Genomic DNA, 15,700 nt, shown 5'->3' on the forward strand with positions numbered 1-15,700 from the left:
TTGTCCCCCCCCAAGTCCCCAAGAAGTCCCCTTGTCTTTGAAAAAGTCGCTCCAGAACAGCGTGACTAAAATTGCCGCTGCTGGCATTAAAGGTAAAACATAACTGGGGAGTTTGGTGACGGCAATGGTGAAAAAGCTAAAAACAGCAACAAACCAGACAAAGGCAAATAAACCAAGTTGTTGAGAGCGTTCTTGAGAGCGCCAGTATTTTATTTGCCAAAACTTCAGTCTTGCGATCGCAGCCGGCAAGTATACTGAGTATGGCGCAAAGCCAAGCATTACGACTACAAAGTAAAAATACCACGGCGCTTTGTGACCATTAACGACTTCTGTAAAGCGTTCTAGGTTGTGATAGCCAAAAAACGAGTTAATATAATTCCAACCATTGCGCCAAATTACCAGCGCATACCAGGGTACTGATAAACCAAGGACAATCAGCATCCCCATCAAAAGCCGCATTTCTCGCAATACTTCTCGCAACGAACCTACATAAAGCAGAAACCCTGCGATAATCAGCCCCGGTAAGACAATTCCCACCGGTCCTTTAGTCAAAATCGCCCCAGCAATTAGCACATAAAAAGCTAAATACCACTGATTCGGCAATAGCGATTGGCGATTAGCTATCAGGGATTGGGAAGAATTAACTTCTGTATCTCTTCCCCATTGCCCATTGCCCATTGCCCATTGCCCATTTCCTTGCTTGCTTGCGTAGCCTAGAAAAAAGCATAACAAAGCTGTTCCTACGCATCCAGTTAACAGCATATCTGAGACACCTGTTCTTCCCCAGACAATCATTTCTGGAGTCAGTGCGATGATAGCGGCTCCTAAAGCAGCTGTTAACCAGCGTCGAGTTGGGCGAGAAATATGCTCTAACTCGTCAAGTCTAGCCAGATACCATTGCAAAGTGTAAAATGACAGACTAATGAGTGCGAGCGCAGCCAGGGCACTTGGCAGACGCACTGCCCATTCATTCACCCCAATAATTGTATAGGCGATCGCCTGACACCAGTAAATCAAAGCAGGCTTATCAAAACGAGTTTCACCATTGAAAAACGGCGTGATCCAATCACCTGTAACGAACATTTGGCGTGAAGCTTCGGCAAACAGCGGCTCAGTCTCATCAATCAAGCCAATACTGCCCAAATTCCACCCATAACCCACCCAAGCAATCAAAATCAGCCACAAAATCGATAGAGTCACAGCCAGAGCCGGACGCTTTCCTAAATTGTTGAACCATAGGTCAACTGCGCGATTAGTCATCTAAAGTATCAAGGATGAAGTATGAAGAAAACCTCTCAATTTATTGAGGGGCTTGAAAACGAATTGTTCCTTATTCCTTTCCTCTTTTTTCCTCTTCAATTCGACTATTGACTCAAAATTAATTGCCATTCTTTGCCTTGAGCATTCCAAACAGGTATGGACGTTTCGCCGACAACATATGGTCCCCAGTAACGCCGAGAACCATCCTGGGCAAAAGCGACTAAGATATCTCCCTTTTGTAGCTTGAAGTTACCCTGAGGCAAAGAAAGAATTAGTCCCTTCTCATTACCTTCCCTAGGAGCAAAATCCCAATGCGCTGGCACATCGTAAGAGTTAGTTTGAGCCGTAGCACCTTTTACAGGCGATCGCCCAAGCATTGCTAGTCGCACAGGCTGATCTGTTTGATTGCTCATTCGCAAACTGCCTTGATCCCCCGCCTTCAGAGCCGAGTTATTATTACTATATGTTAAGACGGAATTACCAGTCTCTTTACTGCTGTGTTCTGCCTTGCGATTAAAAACAGGTGCAGAATCTGTTATCTGGTTTTCGGGCTTTTGTGTCGGCGGAAGAAAAGACCTTTCTGGCTTTTCTGACTCGAAAGACACACTTACTTGAAAGTATGCCATCAGCAGTCCAAGCAGCCCCAAAGCACAAGCTACGACAGTAGCGTTACGATACACTGACGATTTCATCTTGATAATTATTAGAAATAAGTATTTTGTTTAGGCTTGCCCAAATAGTAGCTTATTATGCAAAAAAGCAACTCAAAAAAATTGCCTATTATGGGCTACCCTTGGAATTACCAAATAAAATGTATCAAAAATCTCATTTTGAGCAAAACTATACCTGTAGGAAAGCTGTCCCAACAAGCTTTTCGCTTTGGCTCAGGATGACAAAATGTATATTTTTTATTGACGAAAAAAACAACAGACATTTACAATACAATACTATTCAAACAAACTTCTACTGAAACCGATATTCTTAATATAGAAGTATTTCATCATATTTTGACTTTTGCATAAAAGTCTTAGGAAATGCAAAATACTCGTCTCAATAATTTGTCGAATGCGATCGCCAAGCGCCTAAGTGAATGGTTTTTCAATCCTTGGCGCCGATTATCGCTGCTGTTAATTAGTTTTTTGTTCGGTTTTTTTTTGGGGTCGGCAGTTGCTACCACAGCCGGACAAACTGCTGAATGGGACATTGTGGTAGCCGGAACTTTAGTAGTAGTGACAGAGGTTAGTAGTAGGATATTTTATGCTAGCAGCATTTTAGCAAGGCGATCGCTCTGGATGGAATCACTAAACTATTTAAAAGTTGGTTTCACCTACAGCCTATTTCTCGAAGCCTTCAAGCTGGGATCTTGAGGAGTGGGGGAGTTCTTGGGATGGGGAGGAGGGGGGGACGACTTGGGGGACAACTAACCACTAATCACTAACTCTTGACCAATGACCTCCTTTGACCAATTGCATCTTTTGAAATCTATCTACCCAGCTTTTAGCGAGTTATGCGAAACTACGCTACATCGTCAACCCGACGCCATGTCAGATGTGTTGTCGGATTTGTGGCTACCTTTGGCAATGCAAGTAGCATCACGTCGCCAAGAATTAGGGCGTCCATTTATACAGGGAATTTTAGGAGGACAGGGAACCGGGAAAACGACAATGTGCGCGGTTCTCACCTTGATTTTGAAAGAGTTGGGATATCATAGCCTGAGTTTATCATTAGATGACTTATACAAAACTTATAGCGATCGCCTGAAATTAACACAGCAAGACCCCCGTTTAATTTGGCGCGGTCCCCCAGGAACCCATGATATAGACTTAGGCTTAACTGTATTAGATCAAATTCGCCAGTTACAAAGTCCAGTAGCAGTCCCCCGCTTTGATAAATCTGCTTACGGCGGTGTGGGTGATAGAATCACTCCAGAAGTTGTCGAAGGTATAGATATTGTATTATTTGAAGGTTGGTTTGTTGGCGTGCAACCCATCGAATCCACAGCATTTGATACTGCACCCCCACCAATTATTACAGATGAAGATAAAGCATTTGCTCGTGACATGAATCGTCAATTAAGCGATTATCTACCACTGTGGCAGCGATTGGACAGCTTAATTGTGTTGTATCCCAATGATTATCGATGCTCCTTAGAGTGGCGTCTCCAGGCAGAACAGCAGATGATTGCTGCGGGGAAATCAGGCATGAGCGAAAAAGAAATAGAGCAATTTGTTTATTATTTTTGGCGTTCTCTCCATCCCGAATTATTCATCAAACCATTGGTAACAATGCCGACATTGGTTGATTTAGTTATCGAGATTAATTCTGACCATAGTTTTGGTGCAGTTTATCAACCAAAGTAGCGATAAGGGTTGGGCATAGTTGACGATAGTTTACATACAAATCTTTAGCCCATGCAGGTAGGCTTTGTTTGTATAGCCCCAGGAAAAACCCGCTCTGAGACGTTCGGTCCGGAACGTCTCTTTTTTACCGGTGGAACGTCTCCTTTTTATTGACCCGACCGAATTTTTTCAATTAACTCATAAAAAGGTTGCCAATTATCTTCCTGAGCGATCGCTTCCCAAACTGATTCAATCACAGGTCTTAATAGCGGCGTTTGCGGATTATAACGAGTTAAGTCCTTACCAATCTTTTCTACCTCTTCAGAAGTTAAATTAGTCAAAATTCGATGATATATACCAGACCAATTGACAAATAACTCTGTTGCTCCTAAAGATTGCCCAATCTCAGAATCACTGAGGATATCACTGGCATTGTCTCGCCATTTGCTAGAAAAGCTGCTAGCTATTTCCGCAAAAAAGTGATGATAACTAACTGGATACATCTTTAAGAATTCAATAGTTGCTTTTAAAAGTTCTTCGGCGTCTGATATAGGCAACTGCTCAAAACCCAATTTTTTCAACATTAAATAACGATATTCATTATGATAATGCTCATCAAAACTTGAGATTGCAAACTCCATATCATCTTGAGCAAAAACACTTCTTAAAGGTTCTTGAAGCATTTGTAAATTTAACTTACAAATACCTGGTTGCTGGCTGTAGCAGTAGCGCCCATAGGCATCGAAATACGCAGCGACAAAGTACGGATCGTAACTAGTAATAAATGCATAAGGTCCATAGTCAAAACTCTCACCCGTAATCGACATATTGTCAGTATTTAAGACCGCATGACAAAAGCCCGCTGCCATCCATTGCGCTGCTAGTTCTGCGACTCGCTTAACTAATTCTCCATAAAATAAAGCGTATTTATCTTCTTTTGTAGAGATTTCTGAGTAATACTGCTCAATTACGTGGTCTAAAAGCCTTTTGGTTAAATCCGGACGTTTAAGATAGTGCAGTCGCTCAAAAGTGCCAAAGCGAATATGAGATTTGCTCATCCTGACCATTACTGATGAGCGAGTCGGAGAAGGTTCATCCCCCCGCCACAAAGGTAAACCTGTTTCAACTAAGCTCAGACAGCGCGAGGTTCGCACACCCATATGGTACAGCGCTTCTGCCGCGAGAACTTCTCGCATACCACCTTTGAGTGTGAGCATTCCATCCCCACCACGGGAGTAAGGCGTTCTCCCAGAACCTTTTGTGCCAAAGTCGTACAATTCGCCATCAGTGCCCCGTACTTGCCCGTAGAGAAAGCCTCTGCCATCACCCAAGCGGGGATTGTATTCACCGAATTGATAGCCGTGGTAACGCAGCGCTAACAATGGTTTGCGCCCTTCAAAGAAGCTAAACGCGACGATAAAATCTTCGTCTGAGACGGCTTGGGGATTTAGTCCCAAACCTGGAAGAAGTGCGTCGTTACGCCACCGCAAGGTGTGTTGGGGAAATTCTGCTGCGGCAACTTCGTCGTAGTAGTCATCCCCTAGAGATTCTAAAGCTGGTTCGTAGTTGAGAGCAACAAAGGGATTGTTAGAAGCGTCGTTTTGAGTTTCAGCCAAAGTCATTACGAGCCAAACTTGATATATTCTTTCTTTAATACTACCTCTGGTGGGAAATGACAGCACTTTTGTTAGCTTTAATTGAACAAGGCTCGCTAAAATTTGTCTATGGCAGCGCAGCCTTTAAAATCTGGAGCGCAGAATGGATAAACTTTGGCAAATAAGAAACAAGCTGACTCAATTAGCAATTTTAGATACAACATTTCAGGTTTTTGGCTCAGAATCACACCAGTATCAATTCAATACTTGCTTGGAGGAAGGAGAAATTCAAGCTTTTGAATTCAAATATAATATTCGGCTTCCCTGTGAATATCGAAACTTTTTGTTAGAAGTTGGTAATGGGGGTCCAGGACCTGGATACGGTTTATACAGATTACCAGATTTGGAAAATGAAAGTGAAATAACAGCAATACCGAGTCAAAAAAATGAAGGTTTCTTGTGCAAACCATTTCCTTTAAAAGAGGCGTGGAATGATTTAAGTTTGATGATGAAAGACAAAGGTGGTTCTGAGAGCAACCCTTATTTTGATAGCAAATTTGTTCAGGGAACTATCACCATTGCACATTATGGTTGTGGTATTTACGCTATTTTAGTTATTGCTGGAGAACAAGAGGGAAAAATTTGGATAGATGACCGGACTAATGATGGTGGAATTTATCCTTCTACTTTGAATTTTTGTCATTATTTTCATGCAGACGAGCCAGATGACTTTCAATCATGTGAAGAAGAACAGGAAGCTTTAAGTTTTTATGATTGGTATGAAGACTGGCTCAACCAAAATCTACTGCAAGTTCTTTAATTGAAGCCTTATTTAGGCGCATGGGTGCATCTTACGACGATTTTTATTTGAGATTTGGGAACCACTACTTGGGGCATGTGGCATGATTTGGGATTGTTAGAGGTAGAATTCATTTTTTAAATTAGTATTATATTTGAGATAAATTCATGATTTTATGTTTTTGCTTTTTACCCTTGCCAATTAGAATTTATGAGGCTCGTCAGGATGTGGTCTTGCCATTGCCCATTAATTAACAAATAGTCTCTAGCATACCCTTCTACAACAAATCCTAGCCTTTTTAGCAAATTGCCGCTACGCTGATTGTGAGGCATATAGTTTGCCATTATTCGATGTAAATTTAATTGTTGAAAGACATATTGAATTGCTGCATTTAGTGCTTCTGTCATATAACCTTTACTTTGTTCAGTTTCGGCAATACTGTATCCTACAGAGCCAAATTGAGCGGCTCCCAAGATAATATTACGAAAGTTGATATTACCGATAATTGTTGTTGGTTCTGATTGAATAAAAATAAATAATCTTAATGCCAGATAGTTGAGAAATTCTTGCAAATCTATCTCTACTTGTATCTGCCAATATTCTTCTGTGAAAAATTTGTCGTTCCATTGAGGATAGAATGGTGTAAGATAAGCTTTGTTTTTTGTGAAGTAGTTTATAATTTGCGGTATATCGTCTTTGGTTGCTAGTCGTAATAATAGGCGATCGCTTGTTATTAATGGTAGTTCAAATTCCATAAAAATACGATTAGTATGGTGTGAAAAATCGACTGCATCCTTCTAGAATGTGGGTGCTTTCATTGGCACGCTTATTGTATAAAATAACATCATTTGCATCAATATTTATGTAAATTCACGATATTTAGGGTTTATTTTTCACCCTTCATCTGTTGAATAATCTGCATCGTCTCCACACTCACTGTGCAGACTCGTTGCAATAAATCTATCACCTGTTCTTTATAATCTGCAAAGTGATAATTGTGCAATTTTTCGGCAATAGTTGGATCTTTTGGCTTCTTTTCTTTATATTGATCCAAAATCCACATCAAAGCGCAACGATTCCCAAGCTGATATTCCCAAGCGAGTTTGGGGACATCTTTTAAGGTTGTGACATCATCTAAAATGATGGTTTGGTTAATTCTATCAGCTTTTAGTTTCGCTTTGGGTGTGGAGACGCAAAATTTCGCGTCTCTACATTCACCTTCATGTAAATCAATTCGTTTTAAAGAATAGGGTGTGACGGTTTCATAATTGATGTGCAATTCCATTAACTGTTTACCCCAGCTAACAAAGGAGTGGAAGTCATTGTAGAAGGGTAAGCGGGGAAATTCGCGTTTCAGGTTGAGTTCGTATTTTTGTCGGTAAAGGGGGTTGTGTAAGACTGCGTAGGTATAGTGAAATATATCTAATTTGGTAATTGTGGTGTCGTTGTATTGATTTTGGAATTGCTTCAATCCCCAGTCGGTGATGTTGTCGATACGGTTTCCGTCTTTGTCGTAGCGGTAGAGGGGAAGACATTGAGAATCTCCAGTCAGGTGTAAGTCAATGATTGAATTAGTAGCTAAACAATGAAATGGCTTCGTATTGCCCAAAGCTGAAAAAGCTATATATTTATTCTGTGAATCATTTTCCCGATAAATATCAAACCACTGATAAGTCCTTCCATTAAAGTGCTTATCAAAATAAAGATATTTTTGAGTAAATGGTCTATATATACTTGTAACTATCGAGTTTTCATCATATTTTTTGCTGATATCCCGCTCTAAATATCTGCTTAATTCCGCATCCCACTTGATATTAAAACCTAATTCCTCATTAGTTCTCCGTTTGCGTTCATACACATCTACAAAGAACTTCATCCGGTTCTCTAATTTTGCCTTTGAAAAATCATACACCCACTCGTCACGTTGAGTAGCAATTCCTCTAGAAAATAATTTAAATATTGCTTGTTCTGCTAAACCTGCTTTGACATCTTTTGCGATAACAGGAATGAGACAATCAAAGTCATTATCTGATAAATTAATCCAGTTATTTTTCTCATCCGGATTAATGTGTTCAAAGGAGATTTGATCAAGTCGTGTTTGCGCTAAGAAATTCAGCTTGGCTTCTGCTGAATCTTGTGGAAGTTTTGTATAAAAAATTCGGCAAGGTAGAGACTTCGTATTTCGCGTCTCTACTTTCTTTACCATAAAGGTGATAGCTGTACCAACCTGAACTCCGAAAACACTACCAGACTTATCACCTGTGCGGATATTTCCACCTAAATCAATAATATAAATTTCACTAAACTCATCAGAAACAACTTTTCTAAATCCGTCAAATGTCTTACTATCGATAAAGGAAGAATTAGTAATTAAGGCTACTATACCATTTTTACTGAGGCGGTCTGATGCCCATCGCATAAATCGCACATACATATCGTAAAGCGCATTTTTATTTTGTGCTGTTCCACGCTTAATGTAGGTTTCTTTAATACGCTTATCTACTTCCGGATAGGCACGATTTGCATTATTATCATTAAAATTATCTTGTTTTGCGTTATATGGGGGATTACCCATAATTACAGAAATATTAGTTTCATTTTGTTGCTTGATTCTCTTTGTATTTTCTAGACTCATGGCAAACAAATTCATTTGCTTGCCTTCAAAAGATGTATGCTCTAGTGTATCGACAAAACAAATGTTTTCAAACTCTTCATATACACCCATTTTTTGTTTATAGGTGTATTCAATATTCAAGTTTGCGATATAGTAAGGTAAAATCGCTACTTCGTTGCAGCGAATTTCATGCTTATATTTGTATTCGAGTTTATCTTTGGGTAAATAATCGATTAATTCAGTAATGAAAGTTGCGGTACCTGTTGCTGGATCTAAAATTTCGACATCTTGATCGGCAAGCAACTTACCAAAATTATTGTGAACTAAATAATCTACGCTTTCAATCATGAAGCGGACAACTTCATTAGGTGTGTAGACGATACCCAATCTATCCGCAGCTTTGGGATTATATGCTTTGTAAAAGTTCTCGTAAAGCGCTTTGAGAAACTTCTGCTTTTCATGATGATTGTAGATATTCGCAGCAGTTCTTCTAATTACTCCATAGTAACGTTCAATTGTGCTGAGGGTATTTCTTTTAGTGCTACCTGTAAAAAAGGTGTTGATTACTTGTTGTAATTCACGAGCGATATTATTTTCTTGATGAAATTGAGATTCGTTGAAGATGTTGATAAATATATCTTCTGTTAAAATGTGCTGAATCATCATTTCCCGAATGTCTAATAAAGTGACTTCTGGATTTATTGATTCTTTGCAAATATGCCAAAATTTAGCTCTAGAATATTGAAACTCTGCGTTGGTTTCACTTTGAATGTCTATTAAGTTTCGCAATGCAATTAGAATAGTTGGTAAGTCTGTTTTAAATACTTCAATTGCTTCGCGAAAATCTTTAACTTCTGGACGAATGTAGTTGATAAAATGTGTAATAATTTCATCTAGAGCGTCAGCATCTCTCATGGAAACACGCAAGGTTTCATTTCCACTTTGAATCAAAACTGCTGTTTGGGAATCTTCAAACAGGATATTACTATCTGGGTAGCCTTTTGCTAATTTTTTATCAATTTCTTGGTTTAAGTTGTCATATTGGTCTTTGCTTTCCCAGTAACCCCAATCTAAACGCAATGCGTCTTTTACTGTGCCATCGGGATAGACTATTTTGCCGTTTCGAGTTTTATAATCTAATTCTGGGATAAGTTGAAAATCTCTGGGTTTGCAATACTCGTTAATTAAGTTTTGAAAGGCAACTCTTATTGATGTTTCTTTGCGGGAACCACCATATTGAATTATTTTTTCTACTTCTGTATGATATTGGCTAACCAGAAGTTTGGACATGATTTATAAAATCTTTATAATTTTAGAATCTGTCCAATGTAACTTCTTGATTAGTCAGCAACCTCAGGAAATATAAGTAAGATAAATAATAAGTTTTTTAGGATGTCGGTAAAAATGCTAAGATGGTAAGACCCTTGGGTATGGCGTCACTACGATAGTGAAGCGATCGCCTTCCCCTTAATTGTGAAATACTATATAGACAAAAAGAAGGACGCGATGAATCGCGTCACTACGAATTATGACGATTATTCGTCAATTTGACCGATGCGATGAATGTTGAGAATGTCGCTCATTTTCTTGATTTGGATAAATACTTGCTCAAGCTGAAAGCGATCGCATATATCTATTCCTAAATCCATTAATGCGGGTTGTCCAAAAGCGGTTTTTACTTGGGCGTGACGGACGTTGATTCCTTGGTCGCTCAAGCGTGATAAAATATCTTTCAATACTCCCACTCGATCCATCGCTTCAATTTGAATACTCACTGGGTAAGTTTGCGGACGATTACGATTTTCCCTGGCAGAATTCCAGCTAACTGGTACCAAGCGATCGCACTCTACAGGCTCTAAATTATTACATCCTTGACGATGGATGGAAATTCCCCTACCTCGTGTCACTACACCAATAATCGACTCTCCGGGAATTGGCGTACAACACCCAGATAAATGATACATTAATCCTTCCACCCCAACAATTGGCGAATCACTACCGCGTCCGCTATTTGCAGGTATGTCCCGTAAGGCTCTTAATGAAGTTGGTAGGGATGGAAGTTCTAAGATGTTTGTTGCCGGTTGTTGCGACTTGACTATTTCTCGCCAACGATTTAATACTAGGTTCAAGGTAATTTCACCGTAACCTAAAGCCGCTAATAAATCGTCCACACTATGATAATTGCACTTGGAGGCTACAGTTTCCATCGCATCTGATTTGAGCAAACTTTCAAAACCTGTTTTACCGAGTTCTTTTTCTAATAAGTCTCGTCCACGAGCGAGATTTTCATCACGACGCGATCGCTTGTACCATTGTTTTATCCGATTTTTCGCCGCAGAAGTTCTCACAAAGTTCAACCAATCTAAACTGGGATGGCTGTTCTTTTGTGTCAAAACCTCGACAATATCGCCATTTTGCAAGCGTGTTGACAGTGGAATCATTCTCCCATTTACCCGCGCCCCCGCACAATGATTTCCGACTTCTGTGTGAATCCGATAAGCAAAATCTATCGTTGTCGAGCCAGGACTTAAGGAAACTAAATCCCCCTTCGGGGTGAAGACATAAACATCATCCTCAAATAAATTATCCTTGATGCTTTCTAGATATTCTTGGGCATCTTTGAGGTCACTTTGCCATTCCAACAACTGCCGCAACCAAGTGAACTTCTCATCTTGGGCAGTTGTCTGGCTATTGTTAGAACCCCCTGTTTCCTTGTACTTCCAATGAGCAGCAATTCCATACTCGGCTATCCGATGCATTTCCTGGGTTCGGATTTGAACTTCCAAGGGACGACCTGTAAAACCCATGACACCAGTATGCAACGATTGGTAATGATTTGGCTTAGGCAGTCCGATGTAGTCTTTAAATCTACCAGGAATTGGGCGAAAGGCATCGTGAACTACAGCCAAAGCGCGATAACATTCTTCATTGGTTTTAACAATAATTCGCAATGCAGCCAAATCGTAAATTTCGTGAAATTCTTTTTGCTGGCGATGCATTTTTTGGTAAATACTATAAAGATGCTTTGGACGTCCGCTGATGTCGATGACTTCAATACCGGTTTGTTGCAAGCGATCGCACAAAGTTTTCGTAATTTTGTCCAGTCTTTCTTCTCGTGCTGCCCGTTTTTCGGCGACATATGTTTGAATTTGGCGAAAAGACTCTGGTTCTAGATACTTAAATGCCAAATCCTCCAATTCCCACTTAATTTGCCAGATCCCCAACCGATTGGCTAAAGGAGCAAAAATATCTCGCGTTTCTTGAGCATTGCTGCGACGACTTTCTTCTGACATAAACTGCAAAGTTCGCATATTATGCAGCCGATCTGCCAACTTCACTACAATTACTCGGATATCTTTTGCCATTGCCAAAAACATTCGTCGGAAGTTTTCTGCTTGGCTTTCGGTTTTGCTTTTAAAGTTAAATTTAGAAAGCTTGGTAACACCTTCTACCAATTGTCGGACTTCGGCTCCAAAATGCTCTTCTATTTGCTCAATTGTAATATCTGTGTCTTCGACTACATCATGGAGAAATCCAGCTGCTATCATGGCAGAACTCCCCCCCAAGTCACGTAACAATCCTGCCACAGCTACGGGATGACAAATATATGGCTCTCCCGATTTGCGGTATTGACCTTCATGCAACTCGTAAGCAAATTTAAATGCTCGACAAATCAAAGTCGTATCATAACGCTTTTTGTCATCTTCTTGGTTAGGTGCGGATGACTCTTGTAAAGATTTTTTTAGCCAATCCGGAAGGGTGATTTCAACTGTGGAATTTATAAGTATACCGCTCATAAAATCGAAATTAAGGTAATCTGTGGTTAAGTGGATGTACTCTGACAATGCGATTCCCGCCATAAGTTGCCGTAATTACGCGGCAAAGGCAGTATCAAAAGATTCGCGGACAAGAAAGAATAATTGCGATCTTATCCAGTTTGAGTGTCAAGAATCATAGTTGGGAAAATCGAATTATGGCATGTGGCATCTTTGCATCATTTGAGCGGATTAATTATAATAAAAGTTTAAAAAGTCTGTTTTAGAAGAAAATCTTGACATTAATAATATCTTAAGAAGCACTTAATGTCTCTAAATCGCCAGAAGTATCACACATTCGCAACATTGCTCCAGCAATTACGTGACTATAGCACGACTACCGAACTAAATGCGCCCGGACTGCGGCTGCGAGTGGCATCTTTGCAGCAAATGTTTGTTGTTGAGATTGTGCCTTTGGCTCTGGAAGATGCTCAGATGCCTCATAATTCAAGGGAACAGTCTTATCAAACCGAGATGAGCAAGCAACTGCGCTTATTGGAATTAGATGTGATGTTTTTCCAAGGAGCGAGGCAACCAGCTACTGCTCAAGCTAGACTCCAGACAATTAGCGATCGCTTGACAACTCTCATGCAATACTGCGAAGCAATACTGCAACAAGAATAACTAGCACGATCAGGTAAAATTTCCAGATGTTTTTTCTTTTTGTTTTTACCTTGTCTGTCTCTATTGTAAAGAAACTTCACCCACAACGATAATATATTTCATCTGTCTAAGTGTGGAAAATTTGACATTTGTAGCTTTGCGTAAAATCGTGGTGAATTGAGGGTTGAAATTTAAACGCACTCGTGACGCAGAGGTTTCGCCCTCGTATTAATGAAATACTGTACTTAGCTTGGGGTTTGTTCAGTTTTTTATAGAATACTAGGACGAATGGTAAAATAGGAACGTGTACAGTGAGTGTTTTGGATGCCTACCTTAGCTCAATTAGAAAGCTCGTATCGTGTTTGCTATCAGTTAACATACTTTATGCTTCAACCTGTACACCTTATTTGTATCGATAATCGAACTCGTAACTTGTATATTATTGCTGGAAATACTGAAGAACTCGAATTTCAGATTGCACCGAATGGAGAGGTATTCTGATGAGTCAGATTAATTATGCTGCTATGTCCGATGAAGAATTGAGGCAATACTTTCTCCAACATCGGCAAGACAAAATGGCACTTCAGGCATATCTAGATAGGCTTAATACACGTCCACGCAATGTGATTACGACTTTAGACGATCCTGACTTTGATGTTAAAGTTCAAGCAGCAATTCGTCAACAAATGCAAGGGAGAAACACTCAAGGCGAATCAGCTGTCTAATATACTACAGCAGTTTTCACTCTTATTAGACTACACGACTCTCGTAAAGACGTTCCTCAGGAACGTCTCTACTGACTACATCTCGTAAAGACGTTCCTGAGGAACGTCTCTACTGTGGTCTACTTTTAATAATCTGATACACTATTTTAAATTTCTTTCTTTATGGTAGCGATCGCCTACATGATAAAATATGAATCAAGATTTATTCAAAATCGAAAATCTCCGCGTTGCCTATCCTCACTCTAGGGATGAAGAACCGAAATGGGCGGTTGATGATGTCTCTTTGACTCTCCAACCCGGTGAAAGAATTGGATTGGTGGGAGAATCGGGTTGTGGAAAATCAACCTTGGGACGTGCAGCGATGCGGTTATTACCCTCATCTAGCCGTATTGAAGGACGGGTGATGTTTCAAGGGCAATCGGTATTTGATTTAAATCCCAATCAATTGCGAAAATTTCGGGGAGAAGCGGTAGGGCTGATTTTTCAAGATCCGATGACACGGCTCGATCCGTTGATGACAATCGGTAAGCATTGTTTAGAAACACTCAAGGCGCATTCACCTAGTTTATCAACTAAACAAGCAAAAGAAAGAGCGATCGCCACTTTAGAAAAGGTGAAAATTCCTGCCAGTCGTTGGAATCAGTATCCCCATGAGTTTAGCGGGGGAATGCGTCAAAGAGTAGCGATCGCTTTAGCTTTACTTCTCAACCCCAAGTTAATTGTTGCCGATGAACCAACAACGAGTTTAGATGTCACCGTTTCCGCACAAATTTTACAAGAGTTAACACGACTGTGCGGTGAAGAGAATATGGGATTGTTGCTAATTTCTCACGATTTGGCAATGGTAGGGGAATATTGCGATCGCATTGGGGTGATGTATGACGGCAAAATCGTAGAGAAAGGTGCTACCGAATCTGTATTTAGACAACCGACTCACGAATACACGCGATCGCTTTTGCAAGCAGCTTTGCACATTCAATCTGTGGATGAGTTAGAGAGTGATGAGTTGGGAGTGCAAAGTGGGGAAAAGCACTCTACCCCAATTTTGCGCGTTACAGAATTACAGCAACATTATAATATAGAACCCAGCTTTATTGAACGACTATTTAAAGCGCAAACTCAGACAATTAAAGCAGTTGATGGTATTAACTTAGAATTGTATCAAGGGGAAATTCTCGGATTAGTGGGTGAATCAGGTTGCGGTAAAAGTACCCTGTCGCGGACAATTTTGCAATTAATTCGTCCTACTGGTGGTAAAATCGAATTTTTCGGAAAAGATTTAACTAACTTATCAAGTCAAGAAATTCGCTCTTCCAGAAGACAAATGCAGATGGTGTTTCAAGACCCTCATGCTTGTCTGAATCCGGCGATGACTGTAGGACAAAGTATAGCTGATCCTTTGATAATTCATCATATCACCAATGCCGAACAAGCAAAAGAACAAGTACTGTTAATGTTAGAGAAAGTCGGTTTGAAGCCGGCATCCGTATATTATCAGCGTTATCCATCGGATTTATCTGGGGGACAACAACAAAGAGTAGCGATCGCACGGGCTTTAATTACTCGTCCCAAACTACTGATTTGCGACGAACCGGTGAGTATGTTAGACGCAAGCGTGCAATCGCAAGTGCTGGATTTGATGTTGGCATTAAAAGAAGAGTTTGATTTAACTTATTTGTTTATCACTCATGATTTGTGGTTAGCGAGATTTTTATGCGATCGCATTGCCGTGATGAATGGTGGTAAAATCGTCGAATTAGGTGCGACAAAACAGATTTTCGCTAATCCTCAACACCCTTACACCAAAACCTTACTAGCTGCTGCTCCCTTACTAGCACGAGCTTAATTAAATATAGGAAATAGGGAATTGCGAATTGGGCAATGAGCATTGGTAATTGGTAATTCCTCCAAGGAGTCCCCTTGTCCCCCTTGTCCCCTCGTCCCCTTGTC

The 15,700-nt window shown here is 40.2% G+C and carries 13 protein-coding genes; 7 read left to right on the forward strand and 6 right to left on the reverse strand.

Annotated elements, in window-relative coordinates; genetic code table 11:
• On the reverse strand, window positions 1-1,260 hold a 1,260-nt coding region (locus tag OGM63_RS19895; RefSeq protein ID WP_263747392.1), incomplete at its 3' end, for an ArnT family glycosyltransferase.
• A 104-nt stretch (window positions 1,261-1,364) separates the two neighbouring features.
• The gene (locus tag OGM63_RS19900) at window positions 1,365-1,952 is read right to left on the reverse strand and encodes a hypothetical protein (RefSeq protein ID WP_263747393.1); all 588 of its coding nucleotides are present in this window, start codon (window positions 1,950-1,952) and stop codon (window positions 1,365-1,367) included.
• A gap of 342 nt (window positions 1,953-2,294) precedes the next feature.
• Here OGM63_RS19900 and OGM63_RS19905 point away from each other — a divergent pair, with 342 nt between their 5' ends.
• Both OGM63_RS19905 and OGM63_RS19910 read left to right on the forward strand, forming a co-directional pair.
• On the forward strand, window positions 2,295-2,627 hold the full coding sequence (locus OGM63_RS19905; protein ID WP_263747394.1) for a DUF565 domain-containing protein: 333 nt from the start codon (window positions 2,295-2,297) through the stop codon (window positions 2,625-2,627).
• Window positions 2,628-2,735: 108 nt separating this feature from the next.
• Window positions 2,736-3,620 (forward strand): glycerate kinase, encoded by an 885-nt coding sequence (locus OGM63_RS19910; protein ID WP_263747395.1) that lies wholly within the window; start codon window positions 2,736-2,738, stop codon window positions 3,618-3,620.
• 146 nt (window positions 3,621-3,766) lie between these two features.
• Here OGM63_RS19910 and OGM63_RS19915 read toward each other — a convergent pair whose 3' ends face one another.
• On the reverse strand, window positions 3,767-5,221 hold the full coding sequence (locus tag OGM63_RS19915) for a protein adenylyltransferase SelO (protein WP_263747403.1): 1,455 nt from the start codon (window positions 5,219-5,221) through the stop codon (window positions 3,767-3,769).
• A gap of 136 nt (window positions 5,222-5,357) precedes the next feature.
• Between OGM63_RS19915 and OGM63_RS19920 the strand changes: the two genes are divergently transcribed.
• Window positions 5,358-6,014 (forward strand): SMI1/KNR4 family protein, encoded by a 657-nt coding sequence (locus OGM63_RS19920; RefSeq protein ID WP_263747396.1) that lies wholly within the window; start codon window positions 5,358-5,360, stop codon window positions 6,012-6,014.
• Window positions 6,015-6,181: 167 nt separating this feature from the next.
• Here the strand turns inward: OGM63_RS19920 and OGM63_RS19925 are convergent, their stop codons facing one another.
• From OGM63_RS19925 to OGM63_RS19935, 3 genes are all read right to left on the reverse strand, one after another.
• Entirely contained in the window at window positions 6,182-6,748 is a 567-nt protein-coding gene (locus OGM63_RS19925; RefSeq protein WP_263747398.1) for a GNAT family N-acetyltransferase, read from the reverse strand.
• Window positions 6,749-6,879: 131 nt separating this feature from the next.
• Window positions 6,880-9,897, reverse strand: coding sequence for a type ISP restriction/modification enzyme (locus tag OGM63_RS19930; protein WP_263747399.1), 3,018 nt, complete (start codon window positions 9,895-9,897; stop codon window positions 6,880-6,882).
• Between the two features lie 245 nt (window positions 9,898-10,142).
• On the reverse strand, window positions 10,143-12,404 hold the full coding sequence (locus tag OGM63_RS19935) for a RelA/SpoT family protein (protein WP_263747404.1): 2,262 nt from the start codon (window positions 12,402-12,404) through the stop codon (window positions 10,143-10,145).
• Between the two features lie 285 nt (window positions 12,405-12,689).
• Here OGM63_RS19935 and patD point away from each other — a divergent pair, with 285 nt between their 5' ends.
• From patD to OGM63_RS19950, 4 genes are all read left to right on the forward strand, one after another.
• Window positions 12,690-13,046, forward strand: coding sequence for a heterocyst frequency control protein PatD (patD, locus tag OGM63_RS19940; RefSeq protein ID WP_263747400.1), 357 nt, complete (start codon window positions 12,690-12,692; stop codon window positions 13,044-13,046).
• A gap of 303 nt (window positions 13,047-13,349) precedes the next feature.
• Window positions 13,350-13,526: a DUF6888 family protein gene (locus tag OGM63_RS29905; RefSeq protein WP_375340502.1), complete on the forward strand. Its 177-nt coding sequence runs from the start codon at window positions 13,350-13,352 to the stop codon at window positions 13,524-13,526.
• Window positions 13,526-13,750, forward strand: a complete 225-nt coding sequence (locus tag OGM63_RS19945) for a DUF6887 family protein (protein WP_263747401.1) — start codon at window positions 13,526-13,528, stop codon at window positions 13,748-13,750. Before OGM63_RS29905 ends, OGM63_RS19945 begins: the two co-directional genes overlap by 1 nt.
• Before the next feature lie 190 nt (window positions 13,751-13,940).
• Window positions 13,941-15,596, forward strand: a complete 1,656-nt coding sequence (locus tag OGM63_RS19950) for a dipeptide ABC transporter ATP-binding protein (protein ID WP_263747402.1) — start codon at window positions 13,941-13,943, stop codon at window positions 15,594-15,596.
• Window positions 15,597-15,700 lie beyond the last annotated feature (104 nt).

The sequence above is a fragment of the Plectonema radiosum NIES-515 genome (assembly GCF_025753815.1).
Lineage (GTDB): Bacteria > Cyanobacteriota > Cyanobacteriia > Cyanobacteriales > Nostocaceae > Hassallia > Hassallia radiosum_A.